Annotated in this window: 15 protein-coding genes; 7 read left to right on the top strand and 8 right to left on the bottom strand. The window is 69.1% G+C overall.

All coding sequences use genetic code 11. From position 1 onward, the window contains the following. Nucleotides 1–17: 17 nt before the first annotated feature. The 6 genes from UUA_RS06000 (at nt 18) to UUA_RS05975 (ending at nt 5,323) form a co-directional block, all read left to right on the top strand. Nucleotides 18–791, top strand: coding sequence for a L,D-transpeptidase family protein (locus tag UUA_RS06000; protein ID WP_008435127.1), 774 nt, complete (start codon nt 18–20; stop codon nt 789–791). After that, on the top strand, nt 788–2,035 hold the full coding sequence (locus UUA_RS05995) for a dicarboxylate/amino acid:cation symporter (RefSeq protein WP_008435126.1): 1,248 nt from the start codon (nt 788–790) through the stop codon (nt 2,033–2,035). The genes UUA_RS06000 and UUA_RS05995 overlap by 4 nt, the downstream gene beginning before the upstream one ends. Nucleotides 2,036–2,135: 100 nt before the next feature. Continuing rightward, a complete protein-coding gene (locus tag UUA_RS05990) occupies nt 2,136–2,732 on the top strand; it encodes an anthranilate synthase component II (protein ID WP_008435125.1) in 597 nt (198 codons plus the stop codon). Next, nucleotides 2,729–3,787, top strand: a complete 1,059-nt coding sequence (gene trpD / locus UUA_RS05985; protein WP_008435123.1) for an anthranilate phosphoribosyltransferase — start codon at nt 2,729–2,731, stop codon at nt 3,785–3,787. The genes UUA_RS05990 and trpD overlap by 4 nt, the downstream gene beginning before the upstream one ends. A gap of 61 nt (nt 3,788–3,848) precedes the next feature. Beyond that, the gene (gene trpC / locus UUA_RS05980; RefSeq protein WP_008435121.1) at nt 3,849–4,643 is read left to right on the top strand and encodes an indole-3-glycerol phosphate synthase TrpC; all 795 of its coding nucleotides are present in this window, start codon (nt 3,849–3,851) and stop codon (nt 4,641–4,643) included. A gap of 5 nt (nt 4,644–4,648) precedes the next feature. Further along, nucleotides 4,649–5,323, top strand: coding sequence for a haloacid dehalogenase-like hydrolase (locus UUA_RS05975; protein ID WP_008435119.1), 675 nt, complete (start codon nt 4,649–4,651; stop codon nt 5,321–5,323). Nucleotides 5,324–5,355: 32 nt separating this feature from the next. Here the strand turns inward: UUA_RS05975 and UUA_RS05970 are convergent, their stop codons facing one another. Both UUA_RS05970 and crp read right to left on the bottom strand, forming a co-directional pair. Continuing rightward, nucleotides 5,356–6,099, bottom strand: a complete 744-nt coding sequence (locus UUA_RS05970) for a sulfite exporter TauE/SafE family protein (protein WP_008435117.1) — start codon at nt 6,097–6,099, stop codon at nt 5,356–5,358. A gap of 91 nt (nt 6,100–6,190) precedes the next feature. Continuing rightward, nucleotides 6,191–6,892 (bottom strand): cAMP-activated global transcriptional regulator CRP, encoded by a 702-nt coding sequence (gene crp, locus UUA_RS05965; protein ID WP_008435116.1) that lies wholly within the window; start codon nt 6,890–6,892, stop codon nt 6,191–6,193. 289 nt (nt 6,893–7,181) lie between these two features. Here crp and speD point away from each other — a divergent pair, with 289 nt between their 5' ends. After that, nucleotides 7,182–7,967, top strand: a complete 786-nt coding sequence (speD, locus tag UUA_RS05960) for an adenosylmethionine decarboxylase (protein WP_008435114.1) — start codon at nt 7,182–7,184, stop codon at nt 7,965–7,967. A gap of 83 nt (nt 7,968–8,050) precedes the next feature. On the opposite strand, the gene UUA_RS05955 is transcribed toward speD, so the two are convergent. From UUA_RS05955 to UUA_RS05930, 6 genes are all read right to left on the bottom strand, one after another. After that, a complete protein-coding gene (locus tag UUA_RS05955; RefSeq protein ID WP_008435113.1) occupies nt 8,051–8,776 on the bottom strand; it encodes a 2OG-Fe(II) oxygenase in 726 nt (241 codons plus the stop codon). Between the two features lie 113 nt (nt 8,777–8,889). Next, nucleotides 8,890–9,540 carry a response regulator gene (locus tag UUA_RS05950; RefSeq protein ID WP_008435111.1) on the bottom strand — a complete coding sequence of 217 codons (651 nt, stop codon included), beginning with the start codon at nt 9,538–9,540 and terminating at the stop codon, nt 8,890–8,892. Nucleotides 9,541–9,597: 57 nt separating this feature from the next. Beyond that, nucleotides 9,598–10,329 carry a sensor histidine kinase gene (locus UUA_RS05945; protein ID WP_039953630.1) on the bottom strand — a complete coding sequence of 244 codons (732 nt, stop codon included), beginning with the start codon at nt 10,327–10,329 and terminating at the stop codon, nt 9,598–9,600. Next, nucleotides 10,326–13,625 (bottom strand): serine/threonine-protein kinase, encoded by a 3,300-nt coding sequence (locus UUA_RS05940; RefSeq protein WP_008435107.1) that lies wholly within the window; start codon nt 13,623–13,625, stop codon nt 10,326–10,328. Before UUA_RS05940 ends, UUA_RS05945 begins: the two co-directional genes overlap by 4 nt. Continuing rightward, the gene (locus tag UUA_RS05935) at nt 13,622–14,530 is read right to left on the bottom strand and encodes an FHA domain-containing protein (protein WP_081491510.1); all 909 of its coding nucleotides are present in this window, start codon (nt 14,528–14,530) and stop codon (nt 13,622–13,624) included. Before UUA_RS05935 ends, UUA_RS05940 begins: the two co-directional genes overlap by 4 nt. 102 nt (nt 14,531–14,632) lie before the next feature. Beyond that, entirely contained in the window at nt 14,633–15,475 is an 843-nt protein-coding gene (locus tag UUA_RS05930) for a DUF6689 family protein (protein WP_008435105.1), read from the bottom strand. Nucleotides 15,476–15,572: the final 97 nt, after the last annotated feature.

The following is a 15,572-nucleotide window of genomic DNA, read 5'->3' as shown; positions in this document are numbered from 1 at the left end:
ATGCAGGACGAAAACCGATGACTGTTTGCTTCCGCACGTTGGGCTTGCTGACGTTCGCCGTCATGCTTGCCGGTGTCGCGCACGCTGGCGCCGCGGATTCGTCGTGGCGGAACGCCCGTCAGATGATCGTGGTCACCACCAGTGATTGGAACGCCGACCACGGCGAGCTGCGCGCCTACGAGCGGCGCGGCGGTGCCTGGCTGGAAGTCGTCACGCCCACGCCGGTGACCATGGGCAAGAGCGGTGCCGGCTGGGGGCTGGGCCTGAGCGCGCCGCAAACCGGCGGCCCGGTGAAGCGCGAGGGTGACAACCGCAGCCCGGCCGGCGTGTTCCACATCGGCGAGGCGTTCGGCTACGCCGCGCACGCGGCCACCGCGCTGCCGTACCGCGCGCTCACCGCCACCGATTACTGCATGGACGTCAGCGGCGCGGCGCAATACAACCGCATCGTCGACGCGAACGTGGTGGGCCTGGAGGCGGTGAAGGGTTCCAGCGAGCCGATGCGGCGCGACCTGCATGCGAACGGCGACCAGCGCTACCGGCTTGGCTTCGTGATCGAGCACAATGCGCAGGCGACGCCGCAGGGCGGCAGCTGCATCTTCGCGCATCTGTGGAAGTCGCCCACCGACGCCACCGCCGGCTGCACCGCGATGACGCCGGCGCTGATGCAGAAACTGCTGGCCTGGTTGAAGCCGCAGGAGCATCCGGTGTTCGTGCTGCTGCCACAGGCCGAGTACGAACGCCTGCGTGCATCGTGGCAACTGCCGGCGCTGGCGGAGGCTGCGCGGTGAGTGCCACCAGTCGGGTGCTGACCGGCCTGGCTGCCGGCGCGGTGATCGGCCTGCTGCTGGCCGGCTGGAACGAAACCGTGGCGCTGCAGGTGGCGAACGTGGCGCAGCCGATCGGCAAGCTGTGGCTGAACGCGCTGCAGATGACGGTGGTGCCACTGGTGTTGGCGCTGGTGGTGGTGGGCGTCAACACCGCCACCGACGCGGCCGCCTCGGGCCGCATCGCGCGCCGCGCGATCGTGGTGTTCATCGTGGTGCTGACCGGCGGCGCGCTGTTTGCGGCGCTGGCCGCGCCGCTGGTATTTTCGCTGTTCCCGCGCAACCCGGCGCTGATCGCCGCACTCGACCATGCCAGCATGCCGGCGGCCGCGCAGGCGGCGCCGAACTGGATCGACACGCTGGTGGCGATCGTGCCGAACAACGCGATCATGGCCGCAGCGCAGAGTGCGATGCTGCCGCTGGTGGTGTTCGCGCTGTTCCTCGGTTTCGCGCTGACCCGGATCGCGCCGGCGCGGCGGGCGCTGCTGATGGAGTTCTTCCAGGCGATCGCCGACGCGATGATCGTGATCGTGCGCTGGGTGCTGTGGATCGCGCCGCTGGGCGTATTCGCGCTGATTCTTTCGGTCTGCGCCCGCTCGGGCCTGGGCATGCTCAGCGCGCTCGGCGTGTACGTGCTGGTGGAATGCCTGCAGTATCTGTCGGTCACCGTGATGATGCTGCCGCTCGCAGTGGTCTTCGGCGGCGAGAAGCTACGCCGTTTCGCGCTGGCGCTGGTACCGGCGCAGGTGGTGGCGATCAGCACGCAGTCGTCGCTGGCCTCGCTGCCGGCGATGCTGGAAAGTGCCGACCGCCGGCTCGGCTACCCGAAGCAGGTGGCTGCGCTGGTGCTGCCCATGGCGGTGAGCCTGTTCCGCCTGACCAGCCCGGTGCAGTACGTCACCTCGGCGGTGTTCATCGCCTGGGCCTACGGCATCGACCTCAGCACCGCGCAACTGCTGGCTGGCGCACTGCTGGCGGTGGTGATCAGCCTGGGTTCGGTCGGCCTGCCGGGCCAGGTCACCTTCATTGCCACCAACCTGCCGGTGGCGCAGGCGATGGGCCTGCCGCTTAGTCCGCTGGGCCTGATGCTGGCGGTCGACACCATTCCCGACGCGCTGGCCACGCTGGGCAACGTCACCGGCGACATCACCGCCACCAGCCTCGTCGCCCGGCAATCGCGGCGCGACCTCGGTCAGGCGCTTCCGTGAATTGACGCGGTGACAGCCGCGCGGGGCGGCGACCCGGCGCGGTGGCGCGCGTGCGGTTATCATGACGCACTGCGCCAATGCGACCGAAGCGACTCCCGCCATGCTCCTGATGATCGACAACTACGACAGCTTCACCTACAACCTCGTGCAGTACCTGGGCGAGCTGGGGCAGGCGGTCAAGGTGGTGCGCAACGATGCGCTGGACGTGGCCGGCATCCGCGCGCTCAGGCCCTCGCACATCATGATCTCGCCGGGGCCGGGCACGCCGGACGATGCGGGCGTGTCGCTGGACGTGCTGCGCGAGCTGGCCGGCGAGATCCCGGTGTTCGGCGTGTGCCTGGGCCACCAGGCGATCGGCCAGGTGTTCGGCGGCAGGGTGGTCCGCGCCAAGCGGATCATGCACGGCAAGACCTCGCCGGTGATCCATCGCGGGCAGGGCGTGTTCGCCGGCCTGCCGAATCCGTTCGAGGCGACGCGTTACCACTCGTTGGTGGTGGAGCAGGGCTCGCTGCCAGACTGCCTCGAAGTCACTGCGTGGACGGAAAACCCGGACGGCTCGATCGACGAGATCATGGGCCTCAAGCACAAGACGCTGGCGGTGGAGGGCGTGCAGTTCCACCCCGAATCCATCCTGACCCAGCACGGCCACGACCTGCTGCGCAATTTCCTGAGTCAGCCGCTGAGGGCGGCGGCATGAACAGTCACGCCCGCGAGATCACCATCACGCCGCAGGAAGCGTTGCAGCGCACGATCGAGCACCGCGAGATCTTCCACGACGAGATGATCGCGCTGATGCGGCAGATCATGGGCGGCGAGGTGAGCCCGCTGATGACCGCGGCGATCATCACCGGCCTGCGCGTGAAGAAGGAAACCGTGGGCGAGATCACCGGCGCGGCGCGGGTGATGCGCGAGCTGTCGGCGAAGGTGGACGCGCCCGCGCACCCGCACTTCGTCGACATCGTCGGCACCGGCGGCGATGGCGCCTCCAGCTTCAACATCTCCACCACCGCGATGTTCGTGGCGGCCGCGGCCGGCGCGCGCATCGCCAAGCACGGCGGGCGCAGCGTGTCGTCGAAGTCCGGCAGCGCCGACGTGCTGGAGGCGCTCGGCGCGGCGATCGAGCTGGCGCCGGCGCAGGTCGCGCAGTGCATGGCCGAGACCGGCATCGGCTTCATGTTCGCGCCGAACCACCACCCGGCGATGAAGGTGGTGGCGCCGGTGCGCAAGGAAATGGGCGTGCGCACGCTGTTCAACATCCTCGGCCCGCTGACCAACCCGGCGGGTGCGCCGAACATCCTGATGGGCGTGTTCCATCCCGACCTGGTCGGCATCCAGGTGCGCGTGCTGCAGCAGCTCGGCGCGCGGCATGCGCTGGTGGTGTGGGGCCGCGACGGTCTGGACGAGATCTCGCTGGGCGCGGCGACCCTGGTCGGCGAATTGCGCGACGGCGTGGTGCGCGAGTACGAGGTGGAGCCGGAGGATTTCGGCCTGGCGATGGCGTCCAGCCGCAACCTGCGGGTGGAGAATGCGGACGAGTCGAAGGGCATGCTGCTGGGCGTGCTGCAGGGACGTCATGGCGTGCAGCACGATATCGTCTGCCTGAACGCCGGCGCGGCGCTGTACACCGCCGACGTGGCCGCTTCGATCGGCGAAGGCATCGAGCTGGCCCGCGCCACGATTGCCAGCGGTGCGGCGCATGCGAAAATGCAGGCCTTCGTGGCAGCCACCCGGCGGCTTGCCCCTTCGCGGTAGCTGCACGCGGCGCCGGTATCCTCTAGCGCACCGGACGCGCCCCACACCACAGTGAGATGCCATGACTGACATCCTCAATCGCATTCTTGCGCGCAAGACCGAAGAGGTGGCCGAGCGACGGACCCGGCTGCCGGAAGCCGAGCTGGTCGCGCGCATCGCCGAGCTGCCTGGCACCCGTGGGTTCGCCGCGGCGATCGAGGCCAAGATCGACGCCGGCCTGCCGGCGGTGATCGCCGAGGTGAAGAAGGCCAGCCCGAGCAAGGGGCTGATCCGCACCGACTTCGACCCGGCCGCGATCGCCAGGAGCTACGCGGCGGCCGGCGCTGCCTGCCTGTCGGTGCTGACCGACAGCGATTTCTTCCAGGGCAGCGAAGCGTTCCTGCAGCAGGCGCGCGAGGCGTGCTCACTGCCGGTGCTGCGCAAGGATTTCATCATCGACGCCTACCAGGTGTACGAGGCCCGCGCGATCGGCGCCGACTGCGTGCTGCTGATCGTCTCGGCGCTGGATGACGACGTGCTGCTGCAACTGTCGCTGCTGGCGGCGGAGCTCGACCTGGACGTGCTGTGCGAGGTGCACGACGAGGAGGAGCTGGAGCGCGCGCAAGCGCTGCCGGTGCCGTTGATCGGCGTGAACAACCGCAACCTGCGCAGCTTCGAGACCTCGCTGGAGACCTCGCTGGCCCTGCAGGGGCTGATCGAGTACGACCGCGTGCTGGTGGCCGAGTCCGGCATCCACACTCCAGAAGACGTGGCGCGTCTGCGCGCGGGCGGCATCCAGGCGTTCCTGGTCGGCGAGGCGTTCATGCGCGCCGAAGACCCCGGCAGAGAACTCAAGCGGCTGTTCGCCCTGTCGTGACGATCATGACGGAAGGGGAAACCGAGGCGGCGTCGCCGCGCGTGGTGCTGTTCGATTTCGACGGCGTGCTGATCCGCGGCGACTCGTTCTACCTGTTCGTGCGCGAGCGCTATCGCCGCGGCCCGTGGCGCTATGCGCTGGCCGTGCTGGCCGCGCCGCTGCTGCTGGTGCTGCGGCCGTTCTCGCGTCGCTGGTCGCTGCGCATGCTGGCGGCGATCGGCCTGCTGGGGCTGGGCGAGCGGCGCTACCGCAGCACCGCCGACGCCTACGCCGCGCTGCTGGCGCGCCGTCCCGGGCAGTTCTGCCGCGACGGCCTGCAGGCGCTGCGCCGGCACCAGCTGGCCGGCGACCGCGTGATCGTGGTCACCGGCTGCGAGCACACCCTGGCCTGCGGCATCCTGCGCCAGCTGGGTCTGGATGACCTGGAGGTGCTCGCCTCGCAGCTGCGGCCCGGCTGGTTCGGCATGCGCCTGCGGTGGCACAACGTGGGTCCGCGCAAGGTGCAGTCGCTGACCGAGCACGGCGTTACCGCCTGGCAGGTCGCCTACGGCGACTCGATGTACGACGCGGCGATGCTGAAGCAGGCTGCCGAACCGGTGCTGGTCAACGGCACGCCCGCGTTGTGCAAGAAAGTGGAAAAGGCGCTGGGCCGCGCGATTACCCGCGTCGAGTGGTTCTGAACGCGATCGCGTGATCGGCGTGCGGCACGCACCTACAGCAGCGTCTGCACCAGTTGGCCCAGGCTGATCAGCACGATCAGGCTGCCCACGGCGGCCATCACGGCCTGTTCGGGCAGGTGGCGCACCAGCCAGGCGGCGAACGGCGCGGCGATCACGCCGCCGGTGAGCAGGCCCAGCACGATCGGCCAGTGGCCGGCGCCGACGTGCCAGACCAGGGTGGCGGAAACGCAGATCGTCACCACGAACTCGGCGGCGTTGACCGAACCGATCGTGCTGCGCACACCGCCGCCACGCGCGATCAGCGTACTGGTGGCCAGCGGCCCCCAGCCGCCGCCGCCGATCGCGTCGAGCAGGCCGGCGAAGAAGCCCAGCACGCCGCTGTGCTGGACCTGGTGGCGGGTCAGCCGGCGGCCGAACGCGCGCAGCAGCACCATCGTGCCCAAGATCAGCAGGTAGGCATTGACCCAGGGCCGGATCGCGTCGCCCGGCACGCTGGCCAGGAAAGTCGCGCCGAGGAAGCCGCCGATCGCGCCGGGAATGGCCAGTTGCCAGAACAGCCGCCAGCGCACGTTGCCGAACCAGGCGTGCGATGCCCCGGAGACGCCGGTGGTGAATACCTCGGCGGTGTGCACGGTGGCGCTGGCCACCGCCGGTGGCAGGCCCAGCGCCAGCAGGATCGAGTTGGAAACCAGCCCGTAGGCCATGCCCAGCGCGCCATCGACCAGTTGGGCGAGCAGGCCGACACCGGCGAAGACGAAGAATTGCCCGTAATCCAAGCGTTGTCTCGCAGCCGGTGGCGGAACGCCATCCTTGACCAGTCCCCGTAAAAAACCGGTTCAGACGGCGGATGGTCGAGCCCGCGTGGAATCAGCGCGTGCCGCGCACCACGATGGTCTTGCCGGAGACATCGATCATGCGCTGTTCCTCCAGCTGCTTGAGCACGCGGCCGACCATCTCGCGCGAGCAACCCACGATGCGGCTCACTTCCTGGCGCGAGATGCGGATCTGGGTGCCGTCCGGGTGGGTCATCGAGTCCGGCTCCTGGCACAGGTCGAGCAGGGTGCGCGAGATGCGGTTGGTGACGTCCATGAAGGCCATCCGGCTGACCTGGCGCGAGGTGCGCAGCAGGCGGTTGGTCAGCTGCGAGCCGATGGCGAACAGGATCTTCGGGCATTCCTCGCGCAGCGGGCCTTCCATCAGCTGGAACAGGCGCTCGTAGCTGACCTCGGCCATCTCGCACGGGGCGCGCGTGCGCACCATCGACTCGCGCTGGGCCTGCTCCACGAACAGGCCCATCTCGCCGATGAACTGGCCGCGGCTGATGTAGGCGAGGATCAGCTCGCGCCCCTGCTCGTCCTCGGTGCACACCGCCAGCGAGCCGTCGATCACGTAATACAAGGTATTGGCCGGGTCGCCGGGGCGGATGATCGCGGTCTTGCCCGGGTAGCGCCGGCGGTGGCACAGCGCCAGGAAGCGCTCCATCGCGGCGGGATCCGGAGCGAAGCCGAGCGGCGCCTGCGAGCGTTCGAAGGCCTGTTGGAGCTGATACTTGAGTTGCGCCACGATCATCCCCTACCGGTGGTTGTCATTAAACAGTGGCAACCATTGCCACACGCCAGTGCGTGTTCGTGAACCATCCTTGCAAGTCGGCATTATGGCAAACCTGAGCGCTTGTCGCAGGTTCAATTTCTTTTCTTTTTGCCTCATACTTCGCGGTCTTCCGGATGCGGCGAGGCCGTCGCATGCGGTTCACAAGGGTCGTGCAGGCTGTGCGCCTGTGCTTCACACCAATCGCGGGGACCCTTGTCGCTAACCCGCCTCTGCTGCTGGCCGAGTGTTCGGCCATGGAGAGCCGCCTGTGGTCAAGCCACTCCCCCGTCTGCGCCTGCAGGGTTTCAACAACCTGACCAAGGCGTTGAGCTTCAACATCTACGACATCTGCTACGCGGTGTCCGAGGATCAGCGCCAGCGTTATATCGAGTACATCGATGAGCAATACGACGCCGACCGCCTGACCCAGATCCTTACCGACGTGGCCGAGATCATCGGCGCAAACATCCTCAACGTGGCCCGCCAGGACTACGACCCGCAGGGCGCCTCGGTGACCATCCTGATCTCCGAGGAGCCGGTGGTGGAGAAGCTCGGCCGCGACTCGATCGCGGGCGCGGTGGTGGCGCACATGGACAAGAGCCATATCACCGTCCACACCTATCCGGAAACGCATCCGCACAACGGCATCGCCACCTTCCGCGCCGACATCGACGTGGCCACCTGCGGCGTGATCTCGCCGCTGAAGGCGCTGAACTACCTGATCGACAGCTTCGAGTCGGACATTGTCATCGCCGACTACCGCGTGCGCGGCTTCACCCGCGACGTGAAGGGCAAGAAGCACTTCATCGACCACAAGATCAACTCGGTGCAGGACTACCTGGCCAAGCACATCCGCCAGAAGTACGAGATGTTCGACGTCAACGTGTACCAGGAGAACATGTTCCACACGAAGATGCACATCAAGGACTTCGACCTCGACACCTACCTGTTCGAGGCGCACGCCGACGATCTCTCGTTCAAGGACCGCCAGCGCATCGAGCAGTTGCTGCGGCGCGAGATCGAGGAACTGTTCCACGGCCGCAACCTGATGTGACGAAAAACCCGCCGAAAGGCGGGTTTTTTTCCGGACTTTTCTGCCGGGATCCGGGTTGGACTGCGCCATGCGGCACCTGCTGTTCAGGCTCCGCCGAACAGCTGCTCGGCGCGCTGGAACAGCACCCAGCTCGTCGCGATGACCTTGTCGCCGCCCTGCGGGCGGTTGCCGCGGTGGGTGTGGGTGAACGAAGCCGGTGCCAGCAGCAGCGTGCCGGTGCGCGGAACGATCTTCCGCTGCTGATGGAGGAATTCGGTTTCCCCCTCGGTGAAACCGTCGTTGAGGTAGATCGTCCACAGCAGGTGCCGGTGCAGGGTGTCCGCGCGCAGGTCGCGCGGGTACAGCTCGCAATGCCAGTAGGGATAGCCGCCGCGCCCCGCGCTGTAACGCTGCAGGTTGATGGCGCCCGGCCGGAAGACCATTTCCGCCAGGGCCGACAGCGCGTCGTCGTCCATCGCCCGGAGGCGCTCGGGCGTCAGCCGGTGGCGGGTGCCGCCCGGCCCCGGAACCTCGAGCATCAACGGCGCAATCAGCACGTGCGGATACTGCCGCAGGTACGCCAGCAGGCCGCGGAACACCGCCTGATTGAGCAACGCTTCCGCGTCGCGCCAGTCGACCTGTTCGCTGAGGGCGAGATCCTGACTGTCCTTCAGTTCGGGCAACACGCCGCTGCCAACCCGGCCCGGACGGGTTTTCCCGCTGGCTGCAAAACGCTCCACCAGCATCGCGCACTGCGCTGCAGTCAGCGCATCGCGGTACGTCTCGATGAAGTCAGCCGAGCCATCACTGGCATCAGGGGCAGTGGGCATGCGGGGCACCGTTGGCATGCAGCGCGCGGGAAGAGCGGGAAGAATGCAGGCGCTGATCATGGCATGCTGCGGGGCGGTCTTGAATACGCCGTAGCGCGGCGCGCCGCGGATAGCTAGTCGAGCAAGCCGCGGCGCAGCGCATATCGCACGAGCTCGGCGGTATTGCGTACGGCGATCTTGGCCAGTACGCGGGTGCGGTGGTTTTCCGCCGTCTTGGTGCTGATCGACAGGCGGCGCGCGATCTCCTTGGTGGTCAGGCCCTCGGCAATCAGGCCGAACACTTCGCGTTCGCGCGCGGTGAGCAGTTCGTAGCGATCGTCAGGCAGGCGCTCGGGATGTTGCAGCTGCTCCGCCAGCGCGCGCGAGGCGTGCGGTCCGAAATGCCCGCGTCCGGCATGGACGTTGCGTACGGCGGCGAGCAGTTCCGCCGCAGCGCTGTCCTTGACCAGGTAGCCGCTGGCCCCGACGCGAACGGCCTGCAGCACGTACTGGTCTTCCTGGTGCATGGTCAGCACCAGCACGCGCGTGTCCGGCAATTCCTGGGTCAGGCGCCGCACCAGCTCGATGCCGTTCAGGCGCGGCATCGACAGGTCGGTGATGACGATGTCCGGACGGGCGGCCAGGGCCTTGTCGATGGCCTCGACGCCGTCGGCCGCCTGCGCGATGACCTCGATGTCGCCGTCACCCTGCAGGATGCCGACGAGGCTCTCGCGGACCAGGTTGTGATCGTCCACGAGCAGGACGCGGATCGGCTTGGGCGGCATGCGGATACCCTGCCCGCCATCCCGGGTTGCGTCAAGCACAGGCCCGGCGGGCCCGGGTCAGCGGTTGTCCAGCGGCACGACCGCGCGCAGACGGGTGCCGTGGCCGGAAGCGGAACGCAGCTCGAACTGGCCGTTGAACAATTGCAGGCGTTCGCGGATGCCGCCCAGGCCGGTGCCGCCGGCAGCCTGTGCCTGCACCGGGTCGAAGCCGCATCCGTCGTCGACGATCTGCAGCTGCATGCGGCCGCTGCGCTCGACCAGGTGCACCAGTACGCTGCGCGCGCCGGCATGCTTGACCACGTTGTTGAGCGCTTCCTGGGTGATGCGGAACAGCAGCGTCTGCAACTCTTCGTCAAGGGCGGGTATCGGTTCGATTTCCACCGTGATCGCCACGCCGGCCGCTTCGCCGAGGCTGCGCGCCAGCCAGCGCAGTGCCGGTTCGAGGCCGAGGTCGTCGAGGATCGGTGGACGCAGCAGCCGCGAGAGCTGGCGGGTGTCGTCGAGGGTGTCGGCGCACAATGCGATCGCCTCGTCGAGGCTGGCGCGCAACGTTCCCAGTTCCACCGGCAGTGCGTCACCGATCTGTGCGAGCCGGTGCTTGAGCGCCGTCAGGTTCTGGCCGATGCCGTCGTGCAGGTCGCGCGCGAGCCGGCGCCGCTCGTCCTCCTGCACATGCAGCACCGAGCGGCCGAGGCGACGGAACTCGCGCTCGCTCGCTTCGAGCCGCTGCAGCAGGTGCTGATAGCGCAAGTGGGCTTCGACGGGAGAAGGCGGGGCGTCATGGGTCATGGCGTGGGGGCATCCGCTTCCGCGCGGCGGACTGGCGGACTTCCCGCATCGTGCAATCGGCTGGGCAATGTGGCCTGGAAGGCGGCCTGCGCCGCCGCCGCGGCTTGTTCGGCAGCTGCCGCTCCGGCACCGTCACCCGCCAGCCGCTGGGCGCTGGCGCCCAGGGTGTGGATCTGTGGCGCTCCCAGCACCTCGCTGCCGCGCATCAGGTTGACCGCCTCGCGGTAGGCGCGTACTGCCGCCGTCGCATCATGCGCGGCGAGCGCGCGTTGCATCGCCAGGGTCAGCCAGTCCAGCCGCAGCTCGGCATTGCCCAGCTGCGCCGTTGCAGCATCCAGGCCGCTACCGGCGCGCGAGTCGATGTGCGCGCGCAGCAGCGCCACCCGCAGCTGAAGTTCGCGCACCCCCGACGCTTCGGCCAAAGGCTGCGCGGCGTTCAGGGCTGCAGCCGCGCTCTTCGGGTCGCCCGCATGCAGGGCCAGCTGCGCACGCACGATCTCGACTCCTGCACGTTGTTCGCCCGAGGTGCCAGGGTCGGCAGCTTCGAGCGCCTTGAGTTCGCGCCGTGCCGCGGCCTCGTCGTCCGCGGCGAGCAAGGCCTGCACGCGCAACAGGCGCGTGTCGGCTTCGCCGCGCCGATCGCCACGCTGGCTGAACAGGGCGATGGCCTTGTCGGCCTGGGCGAGCGAGCCGGCCACGTCGCCCTGCATCAACGCGAGCTTGGCCAGATTGCGCCGGCTCACGGCCGCTTCTTCGGGCATCTGCTGCTTTTCGGCTTCCGCCAGCGCGCCTTCCTGCAGCTTGCGCGCCTCTGGCCAGCGGCCGCGCGCCGCCGCCAGCAGCCCCAGGTTCTGCCCGGTGCGGACGCGGCCGGTATCGCCGAGGCCAGCCTCGCTTTCCGCGGTGCGTTGCCAGTAGCTTTGCGCGTCGTCGTAGCGGCCGAGCTGGAAGTTGGCGAAGCCGATGTCGTTGAGCGCCTGGGCCAGTCCGTGCGCATCGCCGACCTGCTGCCAGCCCTGCAACGCACGACGGTAGGCTTCGAGTGCGCCGTGGTAGTCGCCGCGTTCCTCGGCAAGCACGCCCAGTTCGTTGTCTACGGCAGCCAGCCCCTCGCGGTCGTCGAGCTCGACCGTCAGCGCGCGGGCCTGCGCGAGTGCGCTGCCGGCTTCGTCGAAGGCTCCGCGCAGGCTCAGCACGTTGGCCAGATTGCGCAGGCTGGTGGCCACGCCGCGACGGTTGCCGACGTCGCGCTGCAGCGCCGCCGCCTTGCGATATTGCTCCTCGGCGTTGGCGGTCTGGCCGAGGCGGCCATAGCCGATGCCGAGCGCGTTGGTCGTTTCCGCCACCCCGTAGAGGTTGCGGCCACGCTTGTACAGCACCAGCGCACGCACCAGGTAGTCGTCGACGGCACGCCTCGCCTCGCCCTGCATGATCGAGAACTTGCCCAGCTCGAACCAGGCGCGCGGGTCGTCGCTGTCGCGAGCGGTAAGTTGAGACAGCCGGGCAATGGCAGCGCGAAAATCGCCGCCACCGCCCTGGGCTCGCGCCAGTTGCAGATCGGCCAGGGTGTCGTCGGGCGTTTCGGCCAGTTGCGCACGCCATTGCGCGATTGCAGCCGGAACGTCGCCGTCGTACAGCGCGCGTTCTGCGGCGAACACGCGCTGCAGCCGGACAGGTCCGGCGTCGGCTGCGCGTTGCCCGTGTTCGATGGCTTCCAGCGCCACATCGCGCTCGCCGATCGCCTGCGCCAGGCGGAGCTGGGTGCGCCACAGCTCGGGGTCGTTGCGTTCGTGCCGGGTGAGGGCGCGTAAAGCTGTCAGTGCGGCGGGGATGTCGTTTTTCTCACGCGCCTGCAGGACCGCGCCGAAGGCATCCAGCGTCGCGACGGTGGTGGGTAGTTTCAGCTCCGGCGCGGGCGCAGGTGCGCCGAGCGCCTTGGCCAGAGCCGGCTCGCTGAGCCAGGCGTGCAGGGCGCCCACCGCATCCGCGGCCAGCGGACCGTCCAGGGTTTGCGCCACGCCGTCGTCCTCGTGCAGCTCGGCGTGCACGTACCAGTGACCGTCGCGCTGGCGCAGATCCGGGGACAGGGTGCGGTCGGCCACGGCAAGGCGGCGCAGCGCGGCCGGGTCGGGGTCGCTGCCGGCGGCGTCCAGCTGGCGCAGCGCCTGGAAGGTCCGGTCGGTATCGACGCTGGCGACGCCGGGCAGTGCGAACAGGGTTGCGCGAAGGTAGGCGTCCAGCGCGGTCACGCGCGGCGACGGCAGTGCCGCGCCGCGCAACGGCAACACCAGCACCCGATGGAGCGGCGGCGCGGCGGCGATGCTGGCCGCCTTGTCGTGCGGCATCCACCACAGCGTGCCAGCGACGCCGATCGTGGTCAGCAACGCTGCCGTGGCGAGCCAGGCACGACGATGTGCGCGCAGGTCGGGCGGCATCGCGCGGCGGTCCAGCGCCTGGATCACGGCGGCCGCATCCGGCAATCGATGCGCCGGGCGCGATCGCAGCAGCCGTTCGATCAGCCGGGCGACCCAGGCCGGCACGTCGGGGCGTTCGCGGGTGACCGGCGGCGGGGTACGGACCAGTCGCTGGGCGATCGCCTCGGCGGCGGTGGCGCCCTGGAACGCGGGCGTACCCGTCAGCATCTCGCGCAGGATCAGGCCCAGCGCATACAGGTCGCTGCGCGTGTCCACCGGATCACCGCGCGCCTGTTCCGGGGAGAGGTAGTCGGGAGTGCCGATCACCGCGCCCGTACCGGCGAGGGTAAGGCCGCTGCTGGTGAGCGAACGGGCCACGCCGAAGTCGCTGATGTACGCGTTGCCTTCGCGGTCGATGAGCACGTTGGCCGGTTTCAGGTCGCGATGCACCACCTGCCGGGCATGCGCCGCCTGCAGGCCGAGGGCGATCTGCCGTGCGATCCGCAGCGCGTCCTCCAGCGGCAGCGCGCCACGGTCGATGCGCTGGTCCAGCCCTTCGCCGTCGACGTAGTCCATACTGATGAGCCAGTGGCCATCGTGCTGGGCGAGGTCGTGGATGCGCACCACATGGGGGCTGGAAACCTGGCGCGCGAGCAACAGCTCCTGGCGGAATCGTTCGAACGAATCCGGCCGCGCCGCCAGCTCGGGTCGCAGCAGCTTGAGCGCGACCGGCACGTCCAGCGCGGTGTCATGGGCGCGGTAGACCACGCCCATGCCGCCCACCCCGAGCAGCGCCTCGATGCGAAAACGCCCGGCAAGCATCGTGCCGGGCGCCAGGTTCATGTGCGCATAGATGCCAGTGGCGGTCGGCTCGCTCGTCATGTCTCCAGCATTCTCTCGCCGAGGATGCTGTTCCAGTCGAGCGGCGTGGGCGGGACCATGGCCAGGTCCTCGCGCGCGCGATGCGCGATGAGCCACAGCGCGGTGCGCTCGGCGAACGCCTCCAGCAGTTCCAGGTCGAGCGTGGTCAGGGGCGGGCCCGGTTCGCGGCGGTCGGCGTAGATCGCACCGAGCACCCGGTCGCCGTCCAGCAGCGGCAGGCAGACCAGCGTGCGCAAGCCGCCCTGGACGACCGAAGCACAGGCGCCGGGCCACGCATCGCCGCCGATGTCGTTGAAGACGACCGGGCGGCGTTGTTCGATGGCGCGGGTGACGGCGCTGAGGCTGCCGGCGAACTCGCGACCGATCATCTGCGACGGTTCCAGCGCGAGCGCAGCGAGGACGCGGTAGCGGCCGTGCGTGTCGACCAGCAGGAAGCCGCGGCTGCAGCCAGCGAGCTCGGCCACCGCGCGCAGGCTGGCGTCGGGCAGCGACTGGCCAGAGGCATCATCGGCGCTGTCGTTGCGGGCGATCGCGTCCAGGTGGGCGGTGCAGGCAGTCGCCGTGAGGCGGCGTTCGCTGCGGCGCCGGGCGTCCGCTTCCGCTGCGGCGCCGTCGAGCAGCGCGAACTCGCAGTGGACGTCGCCGAAGCGCAGCCAGCAGGACGTGTCGATCACCGCGGAATCGATCCGGGCGCCCTCGACGAAGCTGCCGTTCTTGCTGTGCAGGTCGACCAGCTGCCAACGTCCGTCGCGGGCGAAAAGTTCGGCATGCGCGCGCGATATCGAGGGGTGTTCCAACCGCAGGCCGCAGTCGTCGGCACGGCCGATCCGCAACCGGTCACCCGGGCCGAGGGAGCGGGTGAAGGCGGCGTGATCTGGGACAAATGCGGTCAGCCGTGCCTGCATGCAGTGATATTAGCGCACGGCATTCGCGTGCACAGGCAACCGCGCGCCAGGCCCGGCGAAGCCCATGCGCCGTCCAGACCCACGTTCGCGCTGGCGAACCCTTCAGCGACCCAAGTCGCGCTGGTAGCCGATGCTGAAGGCCAGCGTGGAGGTGGCGGCCAGCAGTTCGCCGGCCTGGTTGTCGGTATCCCGGGTGGCCCGCCATTGCGAGGGAATCGCCGTGCCGGCCCGGCTCGCCACGCGCGCGCGCAGCTGATCGAGCGAGTTCAGGGCGTCGCCGAACTGCCCCTGGTTGAAGGCGCTCTGCGCCGCGTCGGCGCTCATCTGCAACGGTCCGCGCTCGGACAGCGGCAGCGCCGCGATCAGCGACTGCAGCCGGTCGAACTTGCTGGCCACCACCTCGCTGCTGGAGCGAAGATCGGTCAATACCAGGAACTGCGAGAAACCTCCGGTGGTGCCCCGTGCGCGCACGCTGCCGGGCGCAATCTCATCGGTGATGTCGCGGAAACTACCGTTCAGCGGCGCCTTGAACAGGCGCAGCTGGCTTCCCGCCGCGTAGGTCAGTGCATGGGTATGCACCTCGACGCGCACGGTGCGCTGAAAGCTGAGCCCGCCCAGTGTTGGGGGCTCGATCGTGACCATCAGCGGGAACGAGGGATCGAGCTGGTTCAGGCCGGCATTGGGCAGCCGCGCCAGCAGCGCCGGACTGGACAGGTCCACCAGCTGCGCGCTCACGCCGAGACTGCCGGGGCTCAGGCCCAGGCTGTCGTCGAAGGTCAGGATCACTTCGGCCAGCGTCTGCTGGGTCGGCAGGTCGACCCGCACCGTCGCCACGTTGCCGGCGACCGCGACGGTGACCGGCAGGTTCTGCGCCAGCGTCAGCGGGGCGCACAGGCAAAGCGCCAGGCCAAACACCAGCTTGGCGGCAAGAGCGGATTTCGGCATGGCGAGCCTCCTGGATGCGACGCCGATGACGGCAGGCGTTCGAAAAATCGCGCGAACGCCTGAACCTAGCCGATCCGGCCCGCTGGCGCCAATAGGG

Origin of the sequence: Rhodanobacter thiooxydans LCS2 (assembly GCF_000264375.1) — a bacterium.
In the GTDB taxonomy this organism is placed as follows: Bacteria; Pseudomonadota; Gammaproteobacteria; order Xanthomonadales; family Rhodanobacteraceae; genus Rhodanobacter; species Rhodanobacter thiooxydans.
Note: the sequence above shows the minus strand (reverse complement) of the source record. Positions and strands in the feature narration are given on the sequence as shown.